Annotated in this window: 20 protein-coding genes and 1 tRNA gene; 10 read left to right on the top strand and 11 right to left on the bottom strand. The window is 69.1% G+C overall.

The genetic code is table 11. The annotated features are described in order from the left end of the window. Positions 1-18: 18 nt before the first annotated feature. Entirely contained in the window at positions 19-1344 is a 1326-nt protein-coding gene (locus ACZ5WC_RS10765; protein WP_468540444.1) for a hypothetical protein, read from the bottom strand. 260 nt (positions 1345-1604) lie between these two features. Then, positions 1605-1739 (bottom strand): DLW-39 family protein, encoded by a 135-nt coding sequence (locus ACZ5WC_RS10760; protein ID WP_003958712.1) that lies wholly within the window; start codon positions 1737-1739, stop codon positions 1605-1607. A gap of 290 nt (positions 1740-2029) precedes the next feature. Here ACZ5WC_RS10760 and ACZ5WC_RS10755 point away from each other — a divergent pair, with 290 nt between their 5' ends. Both ACZ5WC_RS10755 and ACZ5WC_RS10750 read left to right on the top strand, forming a co-directional pair. Then, a complete protein-coding gene (locus tag ACZ5WC_RS10755) occupies positions 2030-2416 on the top strand; it encodes a DUF6344 domain-containing protein (RefSeq protein ID WP_468540443.1) in 387 nt (128 codons plus the stop codon). 169 nt (positions 2417-2585) lie between these two features. Further along, the gene (locus tag ACZ5WC_RS10750) at positions 2586-3278 is read left to right on the top strand and encodes a hypothetical protein (RefSeq protein WP_468540442.1); all 693 of its coding nucleotides are present in this window, start codon (positions 2586-2588) and stop codon (positions 3276-3278) included. A gap of 53 nt (positions 3279-3331) precedes the next feature. Here ACZ5WC_RS10750 and ACZ5WC_RS10745 read toward each other — a convergent pair. From ACZ5WC_RS10745 to dnaA, 9 genes are all read right to left on the bottom strand, one after another. After that, positions 3332-3405, bottom strand: a tRNA-Ile gene (locus ACZ5WC_RS10745). Between the two features lie 71 nt (positions 3406-3476). Beyond that, positions 3477-4055 (bottom strand): DUF3566 domain-containing protein, encoded by a 579-nt coding sequence (locus ACZ5WC_RS10740; RefSeq protein ID WP_468540441.1) that lies wholly within the window; start codon positions 4053-4055, stop codon positions 3477-3479. A gap of 93 nt (positions 4056-4148) precedes the next feature. Further along, positions 4149-6791: a DNA gyrase subunit A gene (gene gyrA, locus ACZ5WC_RS10735; RefSeq protein WP_468540440.1), complete on the bottom strand. Its 2643-nt coding sequence runs from the start codon at positions 6789-6791 to the stop codon at positions 4149-4151. Between the two features lie 47 nt (positions 6792-6838). Next, positions 6839-8911 carry a DNA topoisomerase (ATP-hydrolyzing) subunit B gene (gyrB, locus tag ACZ5WC_RS10730; protein ID WP_468540439.1) on the bottom strand — a complete coding sequence of 691 codons (2073 nt, stop codon included), beginning with the start codon at positions 8909-8911 and terminating at the stop codon, positions 6839-6841. 398 nt (positions 8912-9309) lie between these two features. After that, positions 9310-9813 carry a DciA family protein gene (locus ACZ5WC_RS10725; protein ID WP_096630104.1) on the bottom strand — a complete coding sequence of 168 codons (504 nt, stop codon included), beginning with the start codon at positions 9811-9813 and terminating at the stop codon, positions 9310-9312. Between the two features lie 119 nt (positions 9814-9932). Next, positions 9933-11063, bottom strand: coding sequence for a DNA replication/repair protein RecF (gene recF / locus ACZ5WC_RS10720; RefSeq protein WP_311120494.1), 1131 nt, complete (start codon positions 11061-11063; stop codon positions 9933-9935). Between the two features lie 64 nt (positions 11064-11127). Beyond that, a complete protein-coding gene (gene gnd / locus ACZ5WC_RS10715) occupies positions 11128-12012 on the bottom strand; it encodes a phosphogluconate dehydrogenase (NAD(+)-dependent, decarboxylating) (protein ID WP_468540438.1) in 885 nt (294 codons plus the stop codon). A 131-nt stretch (positions 12013-12143) separates the two neighbouring features. Next, positions 12144-13274, bottom strand: coding sequence for a DNA polymerase III subunit beta (gene dnaN, locus ACZ5WC_RS10710; RefSeq protein ID WP_468540437.1), 1131 nt, complete (start codon positions 13272-13274; stop codon positions 12144-12146). Positions 13275-14192: 918 nt separating this feature from the next. Continuing rightward, the gene (gene dnaA / locus ACZ5WC_RS10705) at positions 14193-16112 is read right to left on the bottom strand and encodes a chromosomal replication initiator protein DnaA (RefSeq protein WP_468540436.1); all 1920 of its coding nucleotides are present in this window, start codon (positions 16110-16112) and stop codon (positions 14193-14195) included. Between the two features lie 381 nt (positions 16113-16493). Here dnaA and rpmH point away from each other — a divergent pair, with 381 nt between their 5' ends. The 8 genes from rpmH to ACZ5WC_RS10665 all read left to right on the top strand — a co-directional run bounded on the left by rpmH (position 16494) and on the right by ACZ5WC_RS10665 (position 22485). Further along, a complete protein-coding gene (gene rpmH, locus ACZ5WC_RS10700) occupies positions 16494-16631 on the top strand; it encodes a 50S ribosomal protein L34 (RefSeq protein ID WP_003967884.1) in 138 nt (45 codons plus the stop codon). Between the two features lie 19 nt (positions 16632-16650). Beyond that, positions 16651-17022 carry a ribonuclease P protein component gene (gene rnpA, locus ACZ5WC_RS10695; RefSeq protein ID WP_096630060.1) on the top strand — a complete coding sequence of 124 codons (372 nt, stop codon included), beginning with the start codon at positions 16651-16653 and terminating at the stop codon, positions 17020-17022. Further along, the gene (gene yidD, locus ACZ5WC_RS10690; RefSeq protein ID WP_096630058.1) at positions 17019-17378 is read left to right on the top strand and encodes a membrane protein insertion efficiency factor YidD; all 360 of its coding nucleotides are present in this window, start codon (positions 17019-17021) and stop codon (positions 17376-17378) included. The genes rnpA and yidD overlap by 4 nt, the downstream gene beginning before the upstream one ends. Before the next feature lie 3 nt (positions 17379-17381). Next, entirely contained in the window at positions 17382-18641 is a 1260-nt protein-coding gene (yidC, locus tag ACZ5WC_RS10685) for a membrane protein insertase YidC (protein WP_468540435.1), read from the top strand. A gap of 14 nt (positions 18642-18655) precedes the next feature. Then, positions 18656-19168: a Jag family protein gene (locus tag ACZ5WC_RS10680; protein WP_096630055.1), complete on the top strand. Its 513-nt coding sequence runs from the start codon at positions 18656-18658 to the stop codon at positions 19166-19168. 109 nt (positions 19169-19277) lie between these two features. Next, a complete protein-coding gene (rsmG, locus tag ACZ5WC_RS10675) occupies positions 19278-19994 on the top strand; it encodes a 16S rRNA (guanine(527)-N(7))-methyltransferase RsmG (RefSeq protein WP_468540434.1) in 717 nt (238 codons plus the stop codon). A 326-nt stretch (positions 19995-20320) separates the two neighbouring features. Then, entirely contained in the window at positions 20321-21397 is a 1077-nt protein-coding gene (locus tag ACZ5WC_RS10670) for a ParA family protein (protein ID WP_096630052.1), read from the top strand. Then, positions 21394-22485, top strand: coding sequence for a ParB/RepB/Spo0J family partition protein (locus ACZ5WC_RS10665; protein ID WP_468540433.1), 1092 nt, complete (start codon positions 21394-21396; stop codon positions 22483-22485). Before ACZ5WC_RS10670 ends, ACZ5WC_RS10665 begins: the two co-directional genes overlap by 4 nt. The last annotated feature ends 141 nt before the right edge of the window (positions 22486-22626 follow it).

Genomic DNA, 22626 nt, shown 5'->3' with positions numbered 1-22626 from the left:
CATCGGCCCGAGCTGCGGCTACCAGCCCTGCTGCGGCGGCGGTCGGTGCCCGGCCGCCACGGGAGCCCCGGCCGCACGGCGACGGGCCAGCAGCGTCCAGACGCCGAGACCGAGCACCAGCACGGCGCCCGTACCGATGCCGGCCGCCGCGACCACCTGCATCGTGCCGCTCTTCGCTGCCTGCTGCTGGTTCTGGCCCTTCCGGGCGGTGTCCTTGTCCCGCTCGGTGACGCCGAAGACCCCGGCATCCCCCTCGTACGGGGACTTCTCGGCCTCGTTCTTCACCTGGACCGCCAGCTCCAGCCGGATCGGCTCGCTGCCGTAGCTCTCCTTCAGCTTCGGGCTCAGGCTCACCGACAGGTAGTACCAGCCCGCGAAGCGCATGGTGTTGACCTGCGTCGAGGAGGCGAACCGGTTGCGGTAGGACACCGGTGGCAGCGGCTTCAGCGACGTGGAGGCGGGCCTTCCGGAGTAGGAGAGGGAGGTGTCGGCGACATGGCCCTGGGCCGGGTTGTCGAGCGACAGGGTGAGCGCGTTGCCCACGAAGTCCGTCTTGCCGTTCGGGCTGTTGGCGAGCCGGGCGGTGGTGTGGATCTGCTGGCCCCAGTCCACCGGCACCCGGTAGAAGCGGGTCTCCCCCGGGGCGACGGAGTCCTTCCACCGGCCGGTCTCCAGGCCGGTGGCCTCGGAGTAACCCGCCCCGCCGGACCGTTCCTGCGGCTGCCCTGCGAGGGGTTCGGGCGTCGCCGAGGGGAAGCCCGACGGGGCCTCGGTCGGCGTGGAGGCACCGCTCTTGAGGCGCGGCTCCTGAAGGAAGCGCAGCTCCAGGTCCCAGGCCGCCGGGCTGGACGTCTCCTTGCTCTCGCGCTCGACGAGGACGTCGTACTGCCCGCCCTCCTGGCAGGTGGTGCCGCCCTCCTTGGGCGTCCGGTAGGCGTACGCGGTGATGGGGCGCGCGTACCCGCCCGAGCCGAAGTTCGCCCGCTCCGAGCTGCACCGGGAGTCGTCGAGGTCCCGGAGACTGATGGTGATGCCGTCGCCGTGGGCGACCGCGCCGCTGTCGCCCGGCACCGCGACCGCCGAGACATAGGCGGTGGAGACGTCGTCCAGCGTGACCCGGTAGTAGAGCTTCTGGCCGGGCTCGATCGTGCTGCGGTACGAGACGCCCTCGTCCAGCGTGGACGCCTCGACGTTGGTCTCCGCGCCCTGCACGTTCTTCGCGTCGGGGTCGAACGCGTACTTCCCGGGGCCGGCAGCGTGCGCCTGGCCCGGGAGCACCGCCACCGCGCACATCGCCGCGAGTGCCGCGGCCGCCACCCGCCCCCTGCTGCGCTGCCTGTTCACGCGCTTCCCCTCGTCGTCCGCACCCACCGGCACCCCTCGACCGCTCGGCCGCGATGCCGGTCCATCCTGCCGCGTCCGCACCGCCGCTGTCTCCGGCCGCAGCCGGATTGTCCCTCACCCACCCCGACCACTTTGCCCAAGCAACCCAACAATTCGCTTCGGCGAACCCAAGGGCTCGGGCCTCAGCGGCACGACCGGCCCCGGACAGCACGAAGCCCCGGCCGCTTCAGCGACCGGGGCCCGTAACAGACTGTGCCGTCTCACACACCCGAACCTGCGGGCACGGAGTCGGTCGCCTCCGTCCACAGATCCTGCTCGGCGCGATCCGCCTGGATCTGGCGGTACACGAGGAGCCCGCCGATGGCGGCCAGTGCGACCAGGAGAAGCTTCTTCACCGCGCGACCTCGTCTTTCCTTGGAATAGGGGCCTTCTGCCGCCGACTATACACACCGGCCGATACCGATCGGTGACCTCCCCGGAACCCGAAAGCAGCCCGTCTCCGGCGCCCCGGACGACCTCCCGGACCCCTTTCCGACCGCGCACGAGGACCTGTCCACCCCGGTTGCACCATACGAGTGGTGTTAATCCGAAGATCGGCGCAGTGCGGGCGTCGCTCCCCGGAAACGCGGCCCGGATCCACATGATCGGAGAAGTCAGCAACCGGACCGTCCGAAAGCGAGGGGCCATGAGCACCTTCCAGCCCAAGAACATCTGGACCGCCTTCGTCACCGCCTTCTTCGCCCTCCTGGCGTCGCTGGGCCTCGCCACCGCCACGGCAAGCACCGCGAACGCCGCGAACGCCGCGAACGCCGCCGCGCAGCCGAGCACCACGGCCCACGAGCACACGGGTGCCACCGCGGCAACTCCACTCGCTCCCTCGGTGCGATGGACCCTTCCGCGTGACCGGGCCCTGCCGCCCACGATGAAGCAGCGCATCCGGGCCGAGGCCCACGGCTCCTCCCCGGCCACCCGCCACCTGTCGCCCGACGCCGCGAACACCGCCGGCACGACCGGCCCGGCCGGCTCCCACCGCACAGCCCCGGAAGGCGAGTCCCCGGTGCCACCCCCCTGATCCCGGCCCGCCACCGCACTCCGGGGCCCCTGGTCCGGTTTCACACCGGCCGGGGGCCTTCTCGCGTGCCCCGGGGCCCCTTTCGTACGCCTCCGGTCCGCCGACGAGCGGTCCCCGGCGGACCGGACGACCATGGAGAGGTCCGGCGTACCGCCGAAAGGACCGTTCGATGAGCTCTCGTGGCAGTACCTTCGCGGCCCTCGGCGCCGCCATCGCGCTCCTCGCGCTCCCGGCCTGCGGGGCAGCCTCCCTCGGTACGGGGTCGAGTCCCGGCAGCGCCGTACCGGCGGCGGCGACCAGCAGCCCGGACGGCGGCGCCCCGCCGGGCGCGGAGGTCCTCGGCACGTCCCGCATCGGCGAACCGTTCAAGCTGACCATCGACTCCGCCAATGAGGCCCGGCCCGACGAGTTCGAGATCACCGTCGAGGACGTCACCTGCGGCGAACCGCTGGACCCGAAGGTCCTGGCGCACGACTCCCTGAGCGCACCGACAGCACCCCCGACGCCCGAGGACGGGAAGCAGTTCTGCGTGGTCGGCATGGAGGTGCTCAACGTGGGCAAGGGCGAGGCCAGATGGACCGCCGACGACACGGTCACCCTCAACGTGGACGACACCGCGTACAGCCAGACCCGGAGCGACGCCCAGCTCACGCGTGCCTACGAAGAATACTGGTACGACCAGGGGGAGCCCCGGCCGTCGTTCGGTCTCAACCCGGCAAGCAAGGGCCCGGTGAACGCCGTCTTCCAGATCCCCGCCGCCGACGAGCCCACCACTCTCTGGTTCGCGGCCGCCAGATGGCTGAAGCTCTTCGACCCGGAACCCGGCTACCTGATCCAGCTCCAGCCCCCCGACCAGCGCTGACCCCGCCCACGCGAAAGGCCCCCCACCGTCTCCGGTGAGGGGCCTTCGTTCTGTGGGGCTAACAGGATTTGAACCTGTGGCCTCATCCTTATCAGGGATGCGCTCTAACCAACTGAGCTATAGCCCCGCCGCGCTGCTGCGCTGACTTCTGAAGATTAGCGCACGTCGGGGCCAGTCCCAAAATCGATACCCGGCGCGCTACTCGTCCTCGGCCAGCGTGAGCTCGACACCGCCCACGAAGCCCGCCGACAGGTTGTAGATGAAGGCGCCCAGCGTCGCCAGCGCGGTGGCCAGCACCACATCGATCACGGCGATGACCGAGGTGAAGATGAGCACCCGCGGCAGCGACAGGAACGACTGGAGGTCGAAGCCGTTGCTCTCGTTCGAGCCGGTGGCCTCGCTGATCGTGCCGCCCACGGTGGAGAAGACGCCCATCGCGTCCATGACCATCCACAGGATCGCCGCCGCCACCACCGTGCAGATGCCCAGCGCGATCGACAGCAGGAAGCTGACCTTCATCACCGACCACGGGTCGGCCTTGGCCACCCGCAGACGGGCCTTGCGGGTACGCGGAGTGGTCCGCGCGCCCGTGCGGGGCTTGCGCGTCGCCTGGGCGCCGGCCAGCGTGCCGCCACCTTGGGTGCCACCGTCGGGCGACTGGTACGCCTGCGGCGGGTGGTACGGCCCCGACGGCCCCGGCGCGGGCTCACGCTCGCCGGGCAGCGGCCCGGTCGCGTAACCCTCGTACTGGGGCTGAGGCCCTCGTGTATCCGTCACAGTGCCCCCTTGGGAGTCCGTGGCAGGGCCACGGGCACCGTTCGCTCCAGCTCCGGAAGCGGCCGAACCGGCGCCCGTGGCTCCACTCACGCTCTACTCCTCGTGCTCCCCGGTCGAAGGCTCCGTGCCCTCGACAGTGCCCTCTGCCACGCTCGCGGCGTGGACCTCGGCCGTCTCGCCCTCGGCATCATCGGCCCCATCGACCTCTTCCGCCTCACGACCGGCCTCGGCGTTGCGCGCGATACCGACGACGGCGTCGCGCTTGCCCAGATTGATCAGTTGGACGCCCATGGTGTCACGGCCCGTCTCCCTGACTTCATTGACTCGCGTACGAATCACACCACCGCCGAGCGTGATGGCGAGGATCTCGTCGGTCTCCTCGACCACCAGCGCACCGACGAGCGAGCCCCGGTCCTCCACGATCTTGGCAGCCTTGATGCCGAGGCCGCCGCGGCCCTGGACGCGGTACTCGTCGACGGGGGTCCGCTTCGCGTACCCGCCGTCGGTGGCGGTGAACACGAACGTACCGGGCCGGACGACATTCATCGAGAGAAGCTCGTCGCCCTCACGGAAACTCATCCCCTTGACGCCCGAGGTCGCTCGGCCCATCGGGCGCAGCGCGTCGTCCGTCGCGGTGAACCGGATCGACTGGGCCTTCCTGCTGATGAGCAGCAGGTCGTCCTCGGCCGACACCAGCTCGGCGCCGATCAGCTCGTCGTCGCTGCCGTCCGGGGTCTCGCGCAGGTTGATCGCGATGACACCGCCCGAGCGGGGCGAGTCGTAGTCCTTGAGCGCGGTCTTCTTCACCAGGCCGCCCTTCGTGGCCAGGATCAGGTACGGCGCGGCCTCGTAGTCGCGGATCGCCAGGATCTGGGCGATCTTCTCGTCCGGCTGGAAGGCCAGCAGGTTGGCGACGTGCTGCCCGCGCGCGTCCCGGCCGGCGTCCGGGAGCTCGTAGGCCTTGGCCCGGTAGACCCGGCCCTTGTTGGTGAAGAAGAGCAGCCAGTGGTGCGTCGTGGAGACGAAGAAGTGGTCGACGATGTCGTCTTCCTTGAGCTTCGTCCCGCGCACGCCCTTGCCGCCGCGCTTCTGCGAGCGGTAGTCGTCCGTCTTCGTGCGCTTCACATAACCGCTGCGGGAGATCGTGACGACGATGTCCTCCTCGGCGATCAGGTCCTCGATGGACATGTCACCGTCGAAGGGCACCAGCTTGGAGCGCCGGTCATCGCCGAACTTCTCGACGATCGCCGCCAGTTCCTCGCTCACGATCGCGCGCTGCTTGGCGGGCGAGGCGAGGATCTCGTTGTACTCGTTGATCTTCGCCTGGAGCTCGTCGTGCTCGGCGGTGATCTTCTGGTGCTCCAGCGCGGCCAGTCGGCGCAGCTGCATCTCCAGGATCGCGTTCGCCTGGAGCTCGTCGATCTCCAGCAGGCCCATCAGGCCCTCGCGCGCGATCTCCACCGTGTTGCTGCGCCGGATGAGGGCGATGACCTCGTCGATGGCGTCCAGCGCCTTGAGGAGGCCGCGCAGGATGTGCGCCCGCTCCTCGGCCTTGCGCAGCCGGAACTTCGTCCGCCGGACGATGACCTCGATCTGGTGCGTCACCCAGTGGCGGATGAACGCGTCGATCGACAGCGTGCGCGGCACCCCGTCGACGAGCGCCAGCATGTTCGCGCCGAAGTTCGTCTGGAGGTCGGTGTGCTTGTACAGGTTGTTCAGGACGACCTTGGCGACCGCGTCCCGCTTGAGCACGACGACCAGGCGCTGGCCGGTGCGCGAGGAGGTCTCGTCCCGGACGTCCGCGATCCCGCCGACCTTGCCGTCCTTGACCAGGTCGGCGATCTTCTGCGCGAGGTTGTCGGGGTTGGTCTGGTACGGAAGCTCCGTGACGACCAGGCACTGGCGGCCCTGGATCTCCTCGACCGCCACGACCGCGCGCATCGTGATGGAGCCGCGGCCGGTGCGGTAGGCCTCCTCGATGCCCTTGCGGCCCACGACGAGCGCGCCGGTCGGGAAGTCGGGGCCCTTGATGCGCTCCATCAGCGCGTCGAGCAGCTCCTCGTGGGAGGCCTCGGGGTGCTCCAGGTACCACTGGGCGCCGGCGGCGACCTCGCGCAGGTTGTGCGGCGGGATGTTGGTCGCCATGCCGACCGCGATGCCCGCGGAGCCGTTGACCAGCAGGTTCGGGAACCGCGCCGGCAGGACCGTCGGCTCCTGGTTGCGGCCGTCGTAGTTGTCCTGGAAGTCGACGGTCTCCTCGTCGATGTCCCGGACCATCTCCATGGACAGCGGCATCATCTTGCACTCGGTGTACCGCATGGCCGCGGCCGGGTCGTTGCCCGGGGAACCGAAGTTGCCGTTGGAGTCCACCAGCGGCATGCGCATCGACCAGTGCTGCGCGAGGCGCACCAGGGCGTCGTAGATGGAGGAGTCGCCGTGCGGGTGGTACGTACCCATGACGTCACCGACGACACGGGCGCACTTGTAGAAGCCCTTCTCGGGGCGGTAGCCGCCGTCGTACATCGCGTACAGCACCCGGCGGTGGACGGGCTTGAGGCCGTCCCGTACGTCGGGCAGCGCACGCGAGACGATGACGGACATCGCGTAGTCGAGGTAGGAGCGCTGCATCTCCGTCTCAAGCCCGACGGGCTCTACGCGCATGCCCACACCGGGGATCGCGGCTTCCTCTTCCGGCATCACGGGTTCAGGTGTCACGGGGGTGTTCTCGTCGGCCATTGCTGGTCAAAGTCCTTTCGAGCTGCGGCGTCGCTGGTACGGCCGACTCAGATGTCGAGGAAGCGGACGTCCTTGGCATTGCGCTGGATGAACGAGCGCCGCGCCTCGACGTCCTCACCCATGAGCACCGAGAACAGGTCGTCGGCCTGCGCCGCGTCGTCCAGCGTGACCTGGCCGAGGACCCGGTGGTCGACGTCCATGGTCGTGACGCGCAGCTCTTCGGCGTTCATCTCGCCGAGGCCCTTGAAGCGCTGGATCGAGTCTTCCTTGATCCGCTTGCCGTTCTGCTTGCCGAGCTCGACCAGGGCGTCGCGCTCACGGTCCGAGTACGCGTACTCGAAGTCGTCCCGGCCCCACTTGATCTTGTAGAGCGGCGGACGCGAGAGGTAGACGTGCCCCGCCTCCACCAACGGCCGCATGAAGCGGAACAGGAAGGTCAGCAGCAGGGTGTTGATGTGCTGGCCGTCGACGTCGGCGTCCGCCATCAGAATGATCTTGTGATAGCGGAGCTTCTCGATGTCGAAGTCCTCGTGGACCCCGGTGCCGAACGCCGAGATCAGCGCCTGGACCTCGGTGTTCTGGAGGATCTTGTCGATCCGCGCCTTCTCGACGTTCAGGATCTTGCCTCGGATGGGCAGGATCGCCTGGTACATCGGGTTGCGGCCGGACTTCGCCGAACCGCCGGCAGAGTCACCCTCGACGATGAAGATCTCGCACTTGGTGGGGTCGTTCGACTGGCAGTCGCTCAGCTTGCCGGGCAGCGAGGCGCTCTCCAGGAGCCCCTTGCGCCGCGTCAGGTCGCGGGCCTTGCGGGCCGCCACCCGGGCGGTCGAGGCGGCGATGCCCTTGCGGATGATGTCGGCGGCCTCGTTCGGGTTCCGGTCGAACCAGTCCGTCAGCTGCTCGTGGACGACCTTCTGCACGAAGGTCTTGGCCTCCGTGTTGCCCAGCTTGGTCTTCGTCTGGCCCTCGAACTGCGGCTCGCCCAGCTTCACCGAGATGATCGCGGTGAGACCCTCGCGCACGTCCTCGCCGGTGAGGTTGTCGTCCTTCTCGCGCAACAGCTTCTTCTCGCGCGCGTACCGGTTGACCAGGGAGGTCAGCGCCGCACGGAAGCCCTCCTCGTGCGTACCGCCCTCATGCGTGTGGATCGCGTTGGCGAAGGAGTAGACCCCCTCGGTGTACTGCGTGTTCCACTGCATGGCGATCTCGGCCGAGAGGAGACGGTCCTTGTCCTCGGCCTCGATGTCGATCACCGACTGGTGAATGACGTCGCCCTTGCGGGAGTTGAGGTACTTGACGAAGTCGACGATGCCGTTCTCGTAGTGGTACGTGACCGAACGGGTCGTCTCCTCCTCGGGAACCTCGACGGCCTCCGCGCTGTCCGCGCCCGCCGTCGCCTTCGCCGACTCCCGCTCGTCGGTCAGCTTGAGGGTGAGGCCCTTGTTGAGGAACGCCATCTCCTGGAAGCGGCGCGAGAGGGTCTCGAAGCTGTACTCGGTGGTCTCGAAGATGTCCCCGTCGGCCCAGAAGGTGACCGTCGTACCGGACTCGTCGGTGGCCTCGTGTTTGGCCAGCGGGGCGGTCGGAACGCCGAGCTTGTAGTCCTGCGTCCAGCGGTAGCCGTCACGCTTGACCTCGACGGAGACCCGGGTGGACAGGGCGTTGACGACGGAGACGCCGACGCCGTGCAGACCGCCGGAGACGGCGTAGCCGCCGCCGCCGAACTTGCCGCCCGCGTGCAGCACGGTCAGCACGACCTCGACGGCCGGCTTCCCTTCGGACGGCACGATGTCGACCGGGATACCGCGGCCGTTGTCGATCACGCGCACCCCGCCGTCGGGGAGGATCGTGACGTCGATGGTGTCCGCGTGGCCCGCCATCGCCTCGTCGACCGAGTTGTCGACGACCTCCTGCACGAGGTGGTGCAGGCCGCGCTCACCGGTCGAGCCGATGTACATGCCAGGTCGCTTGCGGACCGCGTCCAGCCCTTCCAGCACGGTGATCGCGCTGGCGTCGTACGCGACGGCAGTTGCCTCGCCCGACTCACCGGCTGTCGACGGAATGTTCTCGTTGGGGTTGCCGGAATCGGCCACGAAGCGCCCTTTCTGGCACAGCACAGGCCGTTCTCCGGACAGGCGGGAGCGGCTGCGTCGTTCGGCTTGTATCGACGACTCCCGCCTCAGCGCGGGATTACCCACCAGTCTACCGGTAGCGCTGACATGAATGGGGGTTTGCCGGTACCTGAGTCCGCATGTGCCGCCCTGAATGAGCGGCTGACGACTCCCCATATCCGGGAAGGGGCTCCAAGAGGCTCTGACGGGCGTTGAGCGCTTCGGCCTGTCAACCTCTCACTACGGTGAGGGACGCTCATGCAGCCCTGTCCGGTTTCCCCCCGTACGAACCATGGCTCTCTCGACCCCCAGCTCGCCCGGTACACGACAATTTTACGCCAAAAGTGCAGCTCAGGGTTGCCGGGCCGCCAAGCGATGACCTAACCCGGAGCACGGGGACCGGATCACCCGTAGGTATCGCCGGGCCCCTTGCTGCCGGGCGCCCGCAGCGGCCCGAACCGGCGCTCCGGCCCCCCGGGCCCGACCACCTTGATCATCCGTACGGTGCCCTGCCCCAGATCCGCGTTCAGCCGCGCCACCAGCTGCGGAGCCAGCAGCCGCAACTGCGTCGCCCACGCCGTCGAGTCACAGCTCACGGTCAGCACCCGGGCCTCCGGCGCCTCGTCGTACCGCAGCGGAACGCAGTGCTTCGCCAGATCGTCACCGACGATCTGCGGCCACCGCCCCATCACCCCGCCCACCGCCGCGGGCGTCTCCCAGCCCCGCTCGGTGATCAGGCGGTTGATCGCGGACCCCAGCGGCTGCGGATCCCGCCCGTCCGACCGGGCCCCCGACCGCAGCCCGCCGCCCCGCCGGGCCTGCTTCTTCTGCTGCGCCGCCGCACCCCGCGCCTTCGCCTGCTCCTTCGCCGCGCGCAACGCGACCCGGGCCAGATCGACCCCGGCCACCTCGGGCGGCTTCGGCCCCCCGGAGGCCGCCGCGTCCGGGGACGCACCTGCGGCGGCCCCGTCCGTACGGGCCCGGTCGCCGCCGGGGCCCGAGGGCTCCGCCCCGCTTCGAGGACCCGTCATACCCGCTCCACCTCACCCGCGGACACCGCGTACCGCGCCCCGGCCAGCACACCCGGCACATCCTCGGCCACCGCAGCCGTCACCAGCACCTGCTCACCCGGAGCCACCAGCTCCGCCAGCCGCTCCCGGCGGCGGGCGTCCAGCTCGGCGAACACGTCGTCCAGCACCAGCACCGGCTCATTGCCCTCGGCGCGCAGCAGCTCGTACGAGGCAAGGCGCAGCGCCAGCGCGTAGCTCCAGGACTCACCATGGCTCGCATAGCCCTTCGCGGGCATGGAGCGCAGGCCGAGCACCAGGTCGTCGCGGTGCGGGCCGACCAGCGTCACCCCGCGCTCGATCTCCTGCTTCCGCACCCCGGCGAGCGCGGCGATCAGCTGCTCGTACAGCTCATCGCGGCCGCGCTCGGGCCCGACGTCCTCGCCCACCGAACTGCGGTACTCCAGCGCTACGGGGCCACCGCCCGGCGCGACGTCCCCGTAGGCCTTGTCGGCCAGGGGCTGGAGCGTGGCGATCAGGTCCAGACGCTGCGCCAGCAGCTCGGCGCCGACCCGGCCCAGGTGCTGGTCCCAGACGTCGAGCGTCGACAGGTCCATGGACCGGCCGCCGTGCCGACGGGCCATCGCGGCGGACTTCAGCAGCGTGTTGCGCTGCTTGAGGACCCGCTCGTAGTCGGAGCGGACCCCGGCCATCCGGGGCGAGCGCGCGGTGATCAGCTCGTCCAGGAACCGCCGCCGCTCCCCGGGGTCGCCCTTGACCAGGGCCAGATCCTCCGGCGCGAACAGCACCGTACGGACGATCCCCAGCACGTCACGCGGTCTGACCTGCGAGGACCTGTTGATGCGGGCCCGGTTGGCGCGCCCCGGGTTCAGCTCCAGCTCGATCAGCTGCGAGCGCTCGCCCTGGGTCACCGCCGCCCGGATCACAGCCCGCTCGGCGCCCATGCGCACCAGCGGCGCGTCCGAGGAGACCCGGTGGCTGCCGAGGGTCGCCAGATAGCCGACGGCCTCGACGAGATTCGTCTTGCCCTGCCCGTTGGCGCCCACGAACGCGGTGACGCCCGGGTCGAGAGGGACCTCGACCCGGGCGTACGAGCGGAAGTCGGCCAGCGAGAGGTGCGTGACGTGCATGGTGGCCGACCTCTCCCGACGTGCTTCCCAGTGGTGCGACGCCGGCGCGCGGCCGGCGTTCCGATCAGTTCTCGGGCTTGGACTCGACCGCGTGGCCGCCGAACTGGTTGCGCAGCGCGGCGATCATCTTCATCTGCGGCGAGTCGTCCTGGCGCGAGGCGAACCGCGCGAACAGCGAGGCCGTGATCGCGGGCAGCGGCACCGCGTTGTCGATCGCGGCCTCCACCGTCCAGCGTCCCTCTCCCGAGTCGGCGGCGAAGCCCCGGAGCTTGTCCAGGTGCTCGTCGTCGTCGAGCGCGTTGACCGCGAGGTCGAGCAGCCAGGAACGGATGACCGTGCCCTCCTGCCAGGACCGGAAGACCTCGCGCACATCGGTGACGGAGTCGACCTTCTCCAGCAGCTCCCAGCCCTCGGCGTAGGCCTGCATCATGGCGTACTCGATGCCGTTGTGGACCATCTTCGCGAAGTGGCCCGCACCGACCTTGCCCGCGTGGACCGAGCCGAAGTCCCCCTCGGGCTTGAGCGCGTCGAAGATCGGCTGGACCTTCGCGACGTTCTCGGCGTCGCCGCCGTACATCAGCGCGTAGCCGTTCTCCAGGCCCCAGACGCCGCCGGAGACACCGCAGTCGACGAAGCCGATGCCCTTGATGCCCAGCTCGACCGCGTGCTTCTCGTCGTCGGTCCAGCGCGAGTTCCCGCCGTCGACGACGACGTCGCCGGGCGAGAGCAGCTCGGCCAGCTCGTCGATCGTGGACTGGGTCGCGGCACCGGCCGGAACCATCACCCACACGACCCGCGGGCCCTTCAGCTTGCCCACAAGCTCTTCGAGACTGTGGACATCGGCGACATCCGGGTTGCGGTCGTAACCGATGACGGTGTGGCCTGCGCGGCGGATGCGCTCGCGCATGTTGCCGCCCATCTTGCCGAGGCCGACGAGACCGAGCTCCATCAGAGATTCCTTAAGCGTCGTGGCGATAGCGTCGGGCGTTCTCCGCCCAGGACCGAGCCTACGCCCGGCCGGGGACAGCACGGTGGGCCCGCTCCGCGCCGAACGGGCCCACCGAAACCGCCGTGGAGGCGTCAGCCGGAGAGGCGCACCGGCATGATCAGGTACTTGTACGCGTCGTCCGCCTCGGCGTCGACCGCCGGGCGGCCGCTCAGCAGGGCGGGCTTGGTGGACGTGGTGAACGAGAGCTGGGCGACCGGCGAGTCGATCGCGCTCAGACCGTCCAGCAGGAACGTCGGGTTGAAGGCGATCGAGATGTCATCGCCCTCCAGCACCGCGTCGACCCTCTCCACAGCCTGTGCGTCGTCGCTGGAACCGGCCTCCAGGATCAGGACGCCCTGCTCGAAGCTGAGCCGTACGGGAGTGTTCCGCTCGGCGACCAGGGCCACACGCTTGACGGCCTCGACGAAGGGAGCCGTCTCGATCACCGCGACCGAGTTGAACTCGGTCGGGAAGAGCGTGCGGTACTTCGGCAGGTCGCCCTCAAGCAGCCGGGTGGTCGTGCGGCGGCCCGCGCCCTCGAAGCCGATCAGGCCCTCGCCGGCACCGGAGCCGGAGAGCGCCAGGGTGACCGTGTCACCGCTGGTGAGCGCCTTGGCGGTGTCCAGGAGCGTCTTGGCGGGCACCAGGGCCACGGCCGAGGCGTCCGGGTTCTCCGGCTTCCACAGGAACTCACGGACCGCGAAGCGGTAGCGGTCGGTGGAGGCGAGGGTGACGGTGTCGCCCTCGATCTCGATACGCACGCCGGTCAGCACCGGCAGCGTGTCGTCGCGGCCCGCGGCGATGGCGACCTGGGCGGCGGCCGAGGCGAAGACCTCACCGGGGACCGTGCCCGTGGCGGTCGGCATCTGCGGCAGCGCCGGGTATTCCTCCACAGGCAGTGTGTGGAGGGTGAAGCGCGAGGAGCCGCAGACCACCGTGGCCCGCACACCGTCGGTGGAGATCTCCACCGGGCGGTTGGGCAGGGCGCGGCAGATGTCGGCGAGCAGTCGGCCGGAGACGAGCACCGTGCCGTCCTCGTCGATCTCGGCGTCCACGGAGACCTTGGCGGAGACCTCGTAGTCGAAGCTGGAGAAGGAGAGGGATCCGTCCTCGGCCTTCAGCAGAAGGCCCGCGAGAACGGGCGCCGGCGGACGGGCCGGGAGGCTGCGGGCCACCCAGGCCACCGCCTCCGCGAGTACATCGCGCTCCACCCGGATCTTCACCGGAACCGCCTCCTGCTGTTGCTCGCTCGCCCTGCTGGCCTTCGTCGTCTGGACCGGAGCTCCCTGCCGAGGGCTGGGGAGGCTCCGGGGTCCAGTCTGACGTACGGCACCGACACTCGTTGCTGCTCGGGGTCAAGTCGGGCCAAGAGCTTCGAGGCGGTCGACGGTCGAGTTGTACACAGGCCCCACTTCGAAGCGGATTCCTGGCTAACTCTGGGTGGTAGTAGTAGTAGGCCTTGTGGATACCGTGGATAACGTCGTTTGCGCAGGTCAGCGACGGTTTTTTGTCCACCGGCCCTGTGGGTGGCACCCGTGGACAACCGGGGCTTTCTGTGGACGGGCGAAAGTTCTGCACACCCGATGCACAGGAGGGGGCCACTTCTCCCCAGACCTGTCCCCAGCTTTACCCAGGTTCCCCACAGCCCAACCGAGCCCCTTGGTGTGACGCCTTTCACTCCGTGAGGTGAGAGCGGGTGTTGCGTTGCCGAACAGTGGACAGAGGTGTGGAGAAGCCGGCGGAAGCTGGGGACAACAGCAGCCATCCTGTGGGCCGCCGGTGGACAACCTTGAGGGCTCTCTGTGGACGAAGATTCTGTCCACAGGCTGTGGATCACGGTTGGCCACAAATCCCCAACCATGTGACCTGGCCTGATGGAGTATCGGCAGCGCACCCTGTGGACGCAATATGGACAACTTCCTGGTCCCCAGGCTGTGGACGGAAGATTCCTGGCACATCTGTGGAGAAGGGCCTCTGAGCAGCCCGGATTCGAACAGAGCCGGTCTTGCGTGAACTCCCGGGAACGGCGAAGGGCGCCTCGCGTGGACCGTGGGAGTCGTTGCGAGGCGCCCTTCGAGCGCGCCGTAAGCCCCTGTGAGGGACTTGACAGGGGCCTGTGCGAGGGACCTGAGAGGCTGGAGTCAGCCGTTCTTGATGCGGTTGGTGAGCTCGGTGACCTGGTTGTAGATGGAGCGTCGCTCCGCCATCAGCGCCCGGATCTTCCGGTCCGCGTGCATCACCGTCGTGTGGTCGCGGCCGCCGAACTGCGCGCCGATCTTCGGCAGCGAGAGGTCCGTCAGCTCCCGGCACAGGTACATGGCGATCTGGCGTGCCGTCACCAGGACCCGGCTGCGGGAGGACCCGCAGAGGTCGTCGACCGTGAGGCCGAAGTAGTCCGCGGTCGCCGCCATGATGGCCGGTGCGGTGATCTCCGGCGCCGACTCCTCGCCGCCCGGGATCAGGTCCTTGAGCACGATCTCGGTCAGCCCGAGGTCCACCGGCTGCCGGTTGAGGGAGGCGAAGGCCGTCACCCGGATCAGGGCGCCCTCCAGCTCACGGATGTTCCGCGAGATCCGCGAGGCGATGAACTCCAGGACCTCCGGCGGGGCGTTGAGCTGCTCCTGCACCGCCTTCTTACGGAGGATCGCGATCCGGGTCTCCAGCTCGGGGGGCTGGACGTCGGTGGTCAGACCCCACTCGAAGCGGTTGCGCAGCCGGTCCTCCAACGTCACCAGCTGCTTGGGCGGCCGGTCGGAGGAGAGCACGATCTGCTTGTTCGCGTTGTGCAGCGTATTGAAGGTGTGGAAGAACTCCTCCTGCGTCGACTCCTTGCTCGCCAGGAACTGGATGTCGTCGACCAGCAGGATGTCCACGTCGCGGTAGCGCTTGCGGAAGGTGTCGCCCTTCCCGTCGCGGATCGAGTTGATGAACTCGTTGGTGAACTCCTCCGAGCTCACGTACCGCACCCGGGTGCCCGGGTAGAGGCTCCGCGCGTAGTGCCCGATGGCGTGCAGCAGGTGGGTCTTGCCGAGCCCCGACTCCCCGTAGATGAAGAGGGGGTTGTACGCCTTCGCGGGAGCCTCGGCGACGGCGACGGCCGCGGCGTGCGCGAACCGGTTCGACGCGCCGATGACGAAGGTGTCGAAGAGGTACTTCGGGTTCAGCCGGGCGTGCGGCTCGCCGGGGCCCGGCGCGGGGGCCGGCTGCGCGCCCATCGGGCCGGGGACCGAGCCACCGGCCCGCCCGGGCCCGGGCCCCGGGCCGCCCTGGCGGTGCTGCTGCTGGTCCTGCCGGTCGGGGCGCTGCTGCTCGTAGCCCAGGTGCTCGGGCGGCTGTGAGCGGTAGTCGTGCTGCGGCTGCTGGGGGCGCCCGGTGCCGTAGGGCTCGCGCCACTGCTCGCCGGGCTGGTCGCGGTACTGCTCGCTCTCGCGGTACGGCTGGTTCTCCTGGTACCCCGCGTTCTCCTGGTACGCATCGGTTTCGCGGTAGGACTCGGCCGCGGGCTGCTCGCGGTCCTGATACCCGCCGTGCCGCGGCTGCTGCCAGGAGAGGTCCTCCTGGGTGCGCGGCCAGGCGCCGGGCTCGGGGCGCTGCTGCTGGTAGTCGGGGTAGGCCGGGCGGGCCGTCGGCATGCCGTCGTCGGAAGGGCGGTGGCCGTATCCGCCGTCGTACGCGTCGTTGTGCTGGGAGTCGTCGCGCGGCTGGCCCGGGTAGCGGTGACCCTGCTGGCCCTGGTGAGGGGCGTGCGACTGGTGCATCGGGGGCGCCGACGGGGCGGGGGGGTCACCCGCGGAGTCGTCGACGGTGATCGCGATCCGGATGGGGCGGCCGCACTCGCGGGTCAGCGCCTCGCTGAGGAGCGGCGCGAGCCGGCCCTCCAGGACGTGCTTGCCCCATTCATTGGGGACGGCCAGCAGTGCGGTGTCGGCGACGAGTGCCAGCGGCTGGCAGCGCTCGATCCACTGCTTGTCCTTCGGCTCGATGCCCTGCTGGCCCTCCCCGAGGAGTTGTTCCAGCACTCGCGGCCACACTGCGGCAAGATCGGCAGGTACGTCAGCCACAAGGCACGCTCTCTCGCATGTCCCACGAATGTGTGGTTCTCGGGACGGGATGGGTCGGGTCGGGTGAGGCCCGGCAGTCGGGAAGGAAAAGAACCGGAGTTCAGCCACGGTAGTCAGGCCGACCCGCGCGGTTCAAGTTGTTGTCCACAGGCTGTGCACAATGGGGGGTCGCGCGGAGCCGGTTTGACCGGATGGCGTAGCCGCGCGTACCGTGACCAGGTCGAGTTGTCGATGGCTGCTGCCGCCTGCCTCCGATGGGCAAAGATCACGATCTGTGATTGTGAAGCGGTGCACTAAGGCGTTTACGCGAGTTCCTCGTGGGCGCACGGTGACAGCCAGGCGATGTCCCGCCAAGACACGAATCTTTTCTGGAGCCCCCGAGTGAGCAAGCGCACCTTCCAGCCGAACAACCGTCGTCGCGCCAAGACCCACGGCTTCCGTCTGCGCATGCGTACCCGTGCCGGCCGCGCGATTCTCGCGAACCGCCGTGGCAAGGGCCGCAGCAGCCTGTCCGCCTGATCGCTTACAGGTCCATGCCGTGCTGCCTACCGAGAATCGGCTGAGGCGGCGCGAGGACTTCGCGACCGCGGTACGACGAGGACGTCGAGCCGGGCGTCCGCTGCTCGTCGTCCATCTACGCAGCGGTGAAACGGACCCGCACGTGACGGGGGAGACTGTTCCCCCACCACGTGCGGGTTTCGTTGTCAGCAAGGCCGTGGGCGGAGCCGTCGTCCGCACCGCGGTGAAGCGGAAGCTTCGCCACCTGGTCCGCGACCGGCTGGCGCAGCTGCCCCCCGGTAGCCTTGTTGTCGTACGGGCGCTGCCCGGTTCGGGCGACGCCGACCATGCACAGCTGGCCCGAGACCTGGATGCCGCGCTGCAGCGGCTGCTGGGAGGGGGCGCGCGATGAAGTACCCGCTGCTTGCTCTCATCAAGCTGTACCAGTGGACGATCAGTCCACTCCTCGGGCCTGTCTGCCGCTATTACCCGTCGTGTTCCCACTATGGATATACGTCGATCGACAGGCACGGTGCCATCAAGGGAACAGCGCTGACCGCTTGGCGCATCCTGCGGTGCAATCCGTGGTCGCCCGGCGGTGTGGATCATGTCCCGCCACGCAAGCGTCCGCGGTGGCACGAGCTGCTGCGCAATGCCCTGCGCGGCGACAAGGGCGGGGAGCCCGCCGCTGATGTGCCGTCCGGGGGGTCGGTCTCCGAACCTCCGAGCCCGGCCGCAGAGACCTCGCCCAATGCTCAAGGAGCCTGATTAGTGGACACGATTGCCAGTCTGTTCAGCTTTATCACCACGCCCGTCTCGTGGATCATCGTCCAGTTCCACAAGGTTTACGGAGCGCTGTTCGGCGATGACTCCGGGTGGGCCTGGGGCCTGTCGATCGTGTCCCTGGTGGTCCTGATCCGGATCTGCCTGATCCCGCTCTTCGTGAAGCAGATCAAGTCGACCCGCAATATGCAGGTGCTCCAGCCGAAGATGAAGGCGATCCAGGAGCGCTACAAGAACGACAAGCAGCGTCAGTCCGAAGAGATGATGAAGCTGTACAAGGAGACGGGCACCAACCCGCTCTCCTCGTGCCTTCCCATCCTGGCGCAGTCCCCGTTCTTCTTCGCCCTGTACCACGTGCTGTCGTCCATCGCCTCGGGCAAGAAGATCGGCGCGATCAACCAGGACCTGCTCGACAGCGCGCGTCAGGCCCACATCTTCGGCGCCCCGCTGGCCGCGAAGTTCACGGACAGCGCCGAGAAGGTCGCCTCGCTCAACGCCTCCCTGACGGACGTCCGCGTCGTCACCGCGCTGATGATCGTGCTGATGTCGGCGTCGCAGTTCTTCACCCAGCGCCAGCTGATGACGAAGAACGTCGACCTGACGGTGAAGACCCCGTACATGCAGCAGCAGAAGATGCTGATGTACATCTTCCCGGTCATCTTCGCCGTGATGGGCATCAACTTCCCTGTCGGTGTCCTCGTCTACTGGCTGACCACCAACGTCTGGACCATGGGTCAGCAGATGTACGTGATCAACCAGAACCCGACTCCGGGCAGCAAGGCGCAGGACGCCTACCTCCAGCGGGTGCTGAAGAGCGTGACCTCTCACGGGCAGGTACGCGGACGGACCCGGCGCAAGATGGTCAAGGCGATCGTCGCCAAGGGTCCCGACCGCAACGACATCGAGCGCAAGTTCATCACCGGTCTGGCCAAGCTGGGTCTCGCGGCCCAGGAGGACGGCACCGTGCTGAAGAGCGACACCGCCGCCGCCGAGGCCGAGGGCACCGCGCACAAGCGTCAGCAGCCCAAGCGCCAGACCAAGGCGAAGCGCCAGACGGCCGCCATGGCGGGCGGAGCCAAGGACACCGAGCGTGAGACCGCAGGCTCCAAGACCTCGCTCCAGAAGCAGGACGCATCGCAGGACGACAAGCCGAAGTCCCCGGGCAAGCCCGCCTCCGGCTCCTCACGCCAAGCCAAGTCCGGACAGCGCAAGGGCCCGCAGCGGCCCAAGCACCCGTCCAAGAAGTAAGAAGGAGTCCATCCGTGACGGAAGGCACCACCTCCACGGCCGCCGCTGAGGGCAGCGACACCCTGACCCGCCTGGAGCAGGAGGGCGAGATCGCGGCCGACTACCTCGAAGGACTGCTCGACATCGCCGACCTCGACGGCGACATCGACATGGACGTCGAGGCGGACCGGGCCGCGGTGTCGATCATCAGCGACTCGGCACGCGACCTGCAGAAGCTCGTGGGCCGGGACGGGGAGGTCCTTGAGGCGCTCCAGGAGCTGACGCGACTGGCCGTTCACCGGGAGACCGGCGACCGCAGCCGTCTGATGCTGGACATCGGCGGATTCCGTGCGAAGAAGCGCGAGATCCTCGCCGAGTTGGGTGCCAAGGCCGCGGACGAGGTCAAGAACTCGGGCAAGCCGGTGAAGCTGGACCCGATGACCCCGTTCGAGCGCAAGGTCGTGCACGACGCGATCGCCGCCGCCGGTCTCCGGAGCGAGTCGGAGGGCGAGGAGCCGCAGCGCTTCGTCGTCGTTCTCCCGGCCTGACCGGATCCTTGTACTGTCGGCCCCGTCTGTTCGCAGGCGGGGCCGATCTTTGTCAGCCTGATAGTCAGCCACCCACAGTGCGCTAGTGCGGTATGGAAGGACGGTCCCCGTGACGGAGGCAGCAGAGCTCCCCCAGGCACCTGAAGAGGCGCAGGCGGTATTCGGAGAGCTCTTCCCGGAGGCTGTCCGGTACGCGGAGCTTCTCGCGGACGCCGGAGTCCAGCGTGGCCTGATCGGCCCGCGCGAGGTGCCGCGGCTGTGGGAGCGCCACCTGCTGAACTGCGCGGTGCTCTCCGAGGTCGTGCCGGAAGGCGTCACCGTCTGCGATGTGGGCTCGGGTGCGGGCCTGCCCGGTATCCCGCTGGCGCTGGTGCGCCCCGACCTCAAGATCACCCTGCTGGAGCCTCTGCTCCGGCGGACGAACTTCCTCCAGGAGGTCGTCGAGCTGCTCGGCCTGGACCATGTCACGGTCGTACGCGGCCGGGCCGAGGAGGTCCTCGGGACGCTTCAGCCGGTTCATGTCGTGACCGCGCGCGCCGTGGCACCGCTGGACCGGCTGGCGGGCTGGGGGGTGCCTCTGCTGAAGCCGTACGGTGAGATGCTCGCGCTCAAGGGCGACACGGCCGAGGAGGAGATCAGCGGTGCCAGGGCCGCGCTGAGCAAGCTCGGTGTGGTGGAGACCGAGGTGCTCCAGGTCGGTGAGGGCGTGGTCGATCCGCTCTCCACGGTGGTCCGTGTGGTGGTGGGCGAGAGCCCGGGTGGTGTGAGGTTCGCCGCAAAGAGGGCCAAGGCGGCCAGGACGGGACGTACGCGCAGGCGCCGCTGACGGACGTCCCGGGGGAGTCACTGTCCGGTCGATGGTCTCCGCATGGTCGGCCGGTATGCGGATCTTTTCGCTTCTTGTGCCGTTTGGCAGTGCTATGCCGGGATAGCAGCCATATGTACCCCGTGCGGAGTGTCGTAGCCAGGTAGTTGCCCGGCGGGGGCATCGTGTTTCACGTGAAACGTCGCTCTCTGCTCCAGGGAATCATCGACCGCGGTCGTGCGGCTGCCACACCGCGCGACCGCAAGCCCGGACGAGTGGCCAAGTTGTCCACACCCACGGATTCGTCCACAGAACAGCGGGCCTCGCTGGTTCACGACCCCGAAAGCATGGCAGGCTCTGTGCATTGCGAGCCTGAAGTCGAGGAGAGTGAATCCTTGCGGTCCGACGCCAACATCGCGGGACCGATGACCGACCCGGTCCCCGGTCCCCGAACCGAGTCCGCGGGGGAGGGTGTTTCACGTGAAACACCGCCGCCGATGGACGACACACCCATCGGCCGTGCCGCTCAGCTGGCGGTCGAGGCCCTCGGCCGCGCCGGCGAAGGGCTGCCCCGCCCTGACCGCACCCGTGTCATGGTGGTGGCCAACCAGAAGGGCGGGGTCGGCAAGACGACCACGACGGTCAACCTTGCTGCCTCCCTGGCCCTGCACGGTGCGCGTGTTCTGGTGGTCGACCTCGACCCGCAGGGCAACGCCTCCACGGCTCTGGGCATCGACCACCATGCCGATGTCCCCTCGATCTACGACGTTCTGGTGGACAGCCGCCCACTCTCCGAGGTGGTCCAGCCCGTTCCGGACGTCGAAGGCCTCTTCTGTGCCCCCGCCACCATCGATCTCGCCGGTGCGGAGATCGAGCTGGTGTCGCTCGTGGCACGGGAGAGTCGGCTTCAGCGGGCCATTCAGGCCTACGAGCAGCCGCTGGACTACATCCTCATCGACTGCCCGCCCTCGCTCGGCCTGCTGACGGTCAATGCGCTGGTGGCCGGGGCCGAAGTGCTGATCCCCATCCAGTGCGAGTACTACGCACTGGAAGGCCTGGGGCAGCTCCTGCGGAACGTCGATCTGGTGCGGGGGCATCTCAACCCCGAGCTGCATGTCTCGACGATCCTGCTGACGATGTACGACGGCCGGACACGGCTCGCCTCGCAGGTCGCCGAAGAGGTTCGCACCCACTTCGGCAAGGAGGTGCTGCGGACGAGCATCCCGCGGTCGGTGCGCATCTCGGAGGCCCCGAGCTACGGGCAGACCGTGCTGACCTATGACCCCGGGTCCAGCGGCTCGCTCTCCTACCTCGAAGCCGCCCGGGAGATCGCCCTGCGGGGCGTCGGGGTGCACTACGAGGCCCAGCACGCCCATCCGGGCAGTCAGAACAGCCAGCAGAACGTTTCGGAGGGCATCCAGTGAGTGAGCGTCGTAGAGGGCTGGGGCGTGGACTCGGTGCACTGATCCCGGCCGCACCCCAGGAGAAGCAGGTGTCGGCGCCCGGCGGCTCGCCGTCGTCCGGCGCCGGGTCGATTCTGACGTCAGAGCGTGGGGTGGCCGCCGCAAAGGTGACCGCGCTGCCGTCCGCCCCCGTGGTGCCGGAGCCCGCCTCCGCACCCGAGGACCACTCAGAGCAGGACGCGTCGACGTCCGGTGCCTACTTCGCCGAGCTGCCGATCGGGTCGATCACGCCGAACCCCCGCCAGCCCCGTGAGGTCTTCGACGAGGACGCGCTCGCCGAGCTGGTCACCTCCGTGAAGGAGGTCGGCCTGCTCCAGCCGGTCGTCGTACGCAAGGTCGGCCCGGACCGCTACGAGCTCATCATGGGTGAGCGTCGGTGGAGGGCCTGCCGCGAAGCGGGGCTGGAGCGGATTCCCACCATCGTCCGTGCCACGGACGACGAGAAGCTGCTGCTGGACGCGCTGCTGGAGAACCTTCACCGGGCTCAGCTGAACCCGCTGGAGGAAGCAGCCGCGTACGACCAGCTGCTCAAGGACTTCAAATGCACGCATGACCAGCTGGCAGACCGGATCGGCAGGTCCCGCCCCCAGGTCTCCAACACGCTGCGGCTCCTGCGGCTCTCGCCGCCGGTGCAGCGCCGGGTCGCCGCAGGTGTCCTCTCGGCCGGCCATGCCCGTGCACTGCTGTCCGTGGACGACTCCGAGGAGCAGGACCGCCTTGCGCACCGCATCGTCGCCGAGGGTCTCTCGGTGCGCGCGGTCGAGGAGATCGTGACGCTCATGGGCTCGCGGCCCGCGAGCTCGCCGAAGCCCAAGGGCCCCCGGGCCGGTGGGCGGCTGTCCCCCGCGCTGAGCGACCTGGCGACCCGGCTGTCCGACCGTTTCGAGACCCGGGTGAAGGTCGATCTGGGCCAGAAGAAGGGCAAGATCGTCGTCGAGTTCGCCTCGATGGAGGATCTGGACCGGATTCTCGGCAGCCTTGCCCCGGGCGAGGGCCGGGTGCTGGAGAACCGGCTCGCCGAGGCGTCCGAGGAGGGCGACGAGGGCTGAGCCGACGGGCTCCCCGAAGGGCGGGGGGGGGGGGGGGGGGGGGGGGGGGGGGGGGGAGAGGGGGGAGAGAGGGAGGGGGGGGGGGGGGGTGTTGTGGGTGAGAGGAGGGTGGGGGGGGGGGGGGGGGGGGGGGGGGGGGGT

Source organism: Streptomyces sp. NPDC033165, assembly GCF_055577965.1.
Note: the sequence above shows the minus strand (reverse complement) of the source record. Positions and strands in the feature narration are given on the sequence as shown.

Bases quoted from the DNA above. Each gene is read 5' to 3' on its own strand.
- gnd (WP_468540438.1), bottom strand. From the start codon at position 12,012: ATGGAGCTCGGTCTCGTCGGCCTCGGCAAGATGGGCGGCAACATGCGC.
- recF (WP_311120494.1), bottom strand. From the start codon at position 11,063: ATGCACGTCACGCACCTCTCGCTGGCCGACTTCCGCTCGTACGCCCGG.
- ACZ5WC_RS10750 (WP_468540442.1), top strand. From the start codon at position 2,586: ATGAGCTCTCGTGGCAGTACCTTCGCGGCCCTCGGCGCCGCCATCGCG.
- ACZ5WC_RS10755 (WP_468540443.1), top strand. From the start codon at position 2,030: ATGAGCACCTTCCAGCCCAAGAACATCTGGACCGCCTTCGTCACCGCC.
- ACZ5WC_RS10670 (WP_096630052.1), top strand. From the start codon at position 20,321: ATGGCAGGCTCTGTGCATTGCGAGCCTGAAGTCGAGGAGAGTGAATCC.
- gyrA (WP_468540440.1), bottom strand. From the start codon at position 6,791: ATGGCCGACGAGAACACCCCCGTGACACCTGAACCCGTGATGCCGGAA.
- yidD (WP_096630058.1), top strand. From the start codon at position 17,019: ATGAAGTACCCGCTGCTTGCTCTCATCAAGCTGTACCAGTGGACGATC.